This is a genomic window from Candidatus Glassbacteria bacterium (genome assembly GCA_019456185.1).
Lineage (GTDB): Bacteria > Gemmatimonadota > Glassbacteria > GWA2-58-10 > GWA2-58-10 > JAJRTS01.
Map to the genome: position 1 here is coordinate 1 of VRUH01000105.1, position 4,918 is coordinate 4,918.

General features: G+C 61.0%; 3 protein-coding genes. All 3 read left to right on the forward strand.

Going from position 1 to position 4,918, the window contains the following annotated elements; all coding sequences use genetic code 11:
• The first annotated feature begins 982 nt into the window (after positions 1-982).
• The 3 genes from FVQ81_18025 to FVQ81_18035 all read left to right on the forward strand — a co-directional run bounded on the left by FVQ81_18025 (position 983) and on the right by FVQ81_18035 (position 4,787).
• Entirely contained in the window at positions 983-2,353 is a 1,371-nt protein-coding gene (locus tag FVQ81_18025; protein MBW7998430.1) for a hypothetical protein, read from the forward strand.
• A 94-nt stretch (positions 2,354-2,447) separates the two neighbouring features.
• Positions 2,448-3,305, forward strand: a complete 858-nt coding sequence (locus FVQ81_18030; protein ID MBW7998431.1) for an RraA family protein — start codon at positions 2,448-2,450, stop codon at positions 3,303-3,305.
• 105 nt (positions 3,306-3,410) lie between these two features.
• Positions 3,411-4,787 carry a hypothetical protein gene (locus FVQ81_18035; protein MBW7998432.1) on the forward strand — a complete coding sequence of 459 codons (1,377 nt, stop codon included), beginning with the start codon at positions 3,411-3,413 and terminating at the stop codon, positions 4,785-4,787.
• Positions 4,788-4,918 lie beyond the last annotated feature (131 nt).

A 4,918-nucleotide genomic window follows, 5' to 3' on the forward strand; every position in this document is an offset into this window, starting at 1 on the left:
CGTCCCGAGCTGGTGCCGCGCGTGCTCTGGCATTGCGCCACCTACCCGGAAAGAGGGATGGACGGACGGCGGTTCACGGTGGAGCGCGAGGGCGGCCGGGCAATCGCCACTGTCCTGCTGCCGGAAAACCCGGTCGTGACCTGGATCGACAGTTTCGAGGTCGGTGGACGCAGGATAATGCCCCGGGGCAAGTACGAAACGGTGGACGGCATGGGCGTGGGACGGTTCGAGATCACCGATTCCTCTCCGGGACAGGACCACCTGTACCTGACCGTGATCGAGGTCACCGATTCCCCGGCCGATCCCAATGCCTGGGACCCGCCGGTGGGCCGGGTCCGCGCCCGGATCGACCGCGGCGCGATCTATCTGGACCTGGATGGCCGCACCCTGGTGATGCGAACTACTGGCACGGGACTACTGCACTGAATATTTTTACAGTTAACAACGACACTTACTCAACGCGCATGGAGCTAAATCGAAAAGGATTCCTCGCGGCTTGCCGTGGGGTGGTACTTGGGCGGGGGCGGGCACCGAGCGAACACAAGGTTCGCCCCGGTGAGAACCAACCTTTGGCTGGAACACAGCCTGAGACTCCGGGTGATGGGGTTTTTCCGGGGGCCGCGCATGTTTGAGCCAGCAAAAGGGTAGCGTGAAGAAGAGTCGTATCCCAGTGGAGGCAGCAGGAGCGACAGGGCCGGGAGTGCGATTCGCTTTCAGCGTACCCGGCACGGAGGAGCGGAGTATTTTACCGGTTACACTCCTGAGCCAACAAAAGAGATAAAGTGGATGCGAGTTCGCGGCCCCCAATGGTTTTGCTGCTTTTGCCGAAACAAAAGCAGAAAGAAAGATTTGAAAAATACTTTAAGTTTCTTCAGCGGGTTGAACATGGGATTCAGGCAGATTTAAATCAGATACCTCGCGGCTATGCCGCGGGGTAGTTCATTAATCTCACGCACGCCAACCAAAAAGCGAGGAGTGTACAATGGCGCAGGATTTTGACAGGAGAGATTTTTTTAAGCATGGTGTAACCGCCGCCGCCGCGCTGGCCCTGGGCGCGGCGGCAGGCTCGAAAGCGAACGCCGCTCCACTCACGGCGCCGCCATCGATGATCCCGGCCCCCAGGCTGGATCATGTCAGGATTGGAATTATCGGCGTGGGCGGACGGGGCACCAGCCATGTCCGCAACGTGCTAAGGCTGGATGGCGCCACGCTGACAGCAGCCTGCGACCTGGTCCCCGGGAAGGTCGAGAATGTCCAGAAGTTGACGGTCGAGGCCGGGCAGCCCAAGCCGAAAGGTTACTCCGACGGTCCAGAAGCCTACAAGGCTCTGTGTCAGCAGGCCGATGTGGATGTGGTCTATATCGCTACCCCGTGGGAGCTGCACGTACCGATGGCCGTGGAGGCGATGAACAACGGCAAGCACGCCTATGTCGAGGTTCCCGCGGCGGTGACTGTGGATGAGTGCTGGCAGCTGGTGGAGGTCAGCGAAAAAACCGGCCTGCACTGCGTGATGATGGAGAACGCCTGCTACGGCGAGCCCGAGCTGACCGTGCTGAATATCTGCCGCCAGGGCCTGCTGGGCACCCTGGTCAACGCCGAATGCGGCTACCTCCACGACCTCCGCGGGCTCAAGTTCTCCGATAAAGGCGAGGGCCCGTGGCGCACTCCGCATACGGTCAAACGCAATGGCAACCTGTACCCCACCCACGGACTTGGCCCGGTGAGCGAATACTCCAATATCAACCGCGGCGACCAGTTCGATTACATGATCTCGATGAGCAGCCGCACCGGCGGACTCAACCAGTATGCGATCAACGAGTTCGGCGAGAGCGATCCGCGGGCGAAAATCCAGTACAAGTGCGGCGATGTCAACAGCAGCCTGATCCGCACCAAGAGCGGGATCACGATCCTGTTGGTCCACGACTGCAACCTGCCGCGCCCTTACAGCCGCAAGAATGTGATCCAGGGCACCAAGGGGATTTTCGAGGGTTACCCGGACCGGATCTATCTCGAGCACCGCAGCGAGCCGCACACCTGGCAGCCGCGCTGGGCACGTGACGGACCGTTCTCGGAGTACATGGCCGACTACCGGCACCCGCTGTGGAAACTGCTCGGCGAGGAGGCTATCGGCGGCGGCCACGGCGGGATGGATTTCCTGATGAACTACCGCTTTATCGAGTCGTTCCACAAGGGCCGCTACCCTGATTTCGATGTCTACGACGCAGCGGCCTGGAGCGTGGTCAGCCCGCTGAGCGAGGAGTCGGTGGCCGGCGGCGGCAAGCCGGTGGCGGTCCCGGATTTCACCCGCGGCAAGTGGAAAACCAACAAGCCGATCTTTATCGCGGATATGTAATCCTTTTCCGCAGTAAGTCAAAAGCCGGCGGCCGGATTAATCACGGCCGCCGGATTATCGCTTTCCAGGCATTCATTCCATCCCGGAGGGAGCCATGCGCAAGCCTGTCTGTTTTCTGCCAGTTCTCTGCCTGCTGCTGTCCGCCGCATTCGCCACGGCCCAGCAGACCACCACCCCGCAGGGAGTACGCCTGCTGGAGAACAAGAGTTTCGATGACAGCGAGCGCGCCAGGGCGGAAATCCTGGAACTCTACAAGGACCTGCGCGTGACCGACGTAAACGACGGGATGGACCTGGTGGGCCTGCAGGATATGGGCCTGATGGAGAACACTATCCGCAGTCTGTGGCGCGATGTGGAGGATTTCAGCCACCGCTTTGTCGGCTTCGCGGTCACGGTCCGTCACGTGCCCAGCGACGTGCGTTCGGGCCAGAACTCGTTTTCCGGCCTGGAGGGGTTTCTCCGCTTCAAGGACGAACAGTACTCCCGCGCTCCGGATGCCTGGACCAGAGCGGCCCGTGAGAACGACGTGGCGGTGATCGACGCCAACGGGGTGTTCGAGGTGGGCTTTATCGGCTCGAACAACAGCCTGGGCTACGCCGAAAAAGGAATCGCCGGAGTGGTGACCAACGGGTGGGCGCGCGACACCGATGAGATTGTCATGACCAAGGCGATCCCGGTTTACTGCCAGAACGCTCTCAGCGGGCGCGGCGTGCGTCCGGGCCGTCTGATTGCCGAGAGCTACAATTTCCCGGTCAATTGCGGAGGCGTGCTGGTCTATCCGGGTGACGTGATCGTGGGCGACGGCGACGGAGTGATCGTGGTGCCGCGCGAAGTGGCCCTGGAAGTGGGCCGGCTGGCCAGGGGGATCATGGTCGAAGACGAGGCCAGTCGCGGCGAGCGCTACCAGCGGTTGGGCATCCCGCTGGACGAGACGGTGAAACCGCGGAACTAAAAGTCCGCGGGGCGCAGGTATCGGTCCATTAAGAAAGGAATAGTCCATGGAAAGCAATTTACCGGCCCGCCGGGCTGTTTTCCGATAATTTCCTGTCGCCGCGATATGCACGCATGCTTAACCCGAGAGCCGGAGGAATCCAGGATGCTCAAGTCTGTCCGCGCACTGTTCGCCTTTTCGGCGGTTGCCTCCCTGTTGCTGACTGTCTCCGCAGCCCAGGCCCGCACATTTTATCTGGCTCCCGGCGGTGATGACGACGCCGAGGCGGTCCACGGGGCTGTGTTCAAGACCCTGCGCAGGGCTGTCAACCACTTGTGGGGCGGCGACACCCTGATTATCCGTAACGGGTTCTACCAGGGCGGCGTTCACGTGCGCCGTGGCTGCACGGCCGAGGCCCCGCTGGTGATCAAGGGCGAGAGCCGCTATGCGATCATCATCGGCAGCGGCAGTGACCGCGACGGCCTGACGCTCAACGACTGCAGCCACGTTATCCTCGACGGACTCAACGTGACCCGCGCAGCCCGCGGCGGAATCGTGATCAGCCACAGCAAATTTTTTACCGTGCGTAATTGTGTGGCATATAATAACGGTAAGTGGGGTATTTTCACCGACCACGCCTCCGACTGGATCATGGAGAACAACGAGTGTTTCGGCAGCCAGGTGGAGCACGGGATCTACCACTCCAACAGCGGCGATAATTTTGTCTTCCGAAACAATTATCTTCACCATAATTCAGGCTGCGGCCTGCACATGAACGGCGATCCGGAGTACGGCGGCGACGGAGTCGAGTCGTTCGGGATTATCGAGGGCAACCTCTGCCACGCCAACGGGGCCACCCTGGGCGGCGCGGGGATCAACATGACCCACGTTCAGGACGTGATCGTGCGCAACAACGTGCTGTGGAACAATCTGGCCGGCGGGATCACTTTCTACCAGGACGCCGGCTCTTTCGAGCAGGGTTCCAAGCGGGCGCTGATCATGCACAACACGGTTGTCTACGAAAAAAACAGGGGCCGTACGGGTGTGAATATCATGCCCACCAGCGAGAAAGTGCTGATCGCCAACAACATCTTCGTCTCCGGCGGCGGCCGCGGCGCTATCGAGGTCAACAGCGAGCACCTGAGCTCGATTATCAGCGACAACAACGTCATCTGGGGAGTCGACCGCAGTGAGATTATCGAGCGCACCGGCGAGCGACGGATCGGTTTCGACGCCTGGCGCCGGCTTTCCGGCAACGACGCCCATACGCTGATCTCCGAGCCGATATTCGCCAATCCCGCCTACGGAGACCTGCGGTTGCTCAAGGGCTCGCCCGCAATCGGCGCGGCGATGAGCCTGGACGAGATCAAAAGCAAGCTGCGGAAAATCGGCGGGTTCGACTGGGTGCTTAACAAACTGGCCGAACTGCCCGACGTGGATAAAGACGGTAAAAAACGTCCCGCCGGCAAGGGACGCGACGCCGGGGCTTACGAGTACTACTGATGGCAAGGAGCGATGCGGTGAACGCGATGGGTCTGTGCAGCATGTCGTTTCCCAACGACAGCGTGGAAACTGTCGTGGAAATCTGCGCCCGTAACGGAGTCGAAGCGGTGGAGTGGTCCGGCCGCGACTAC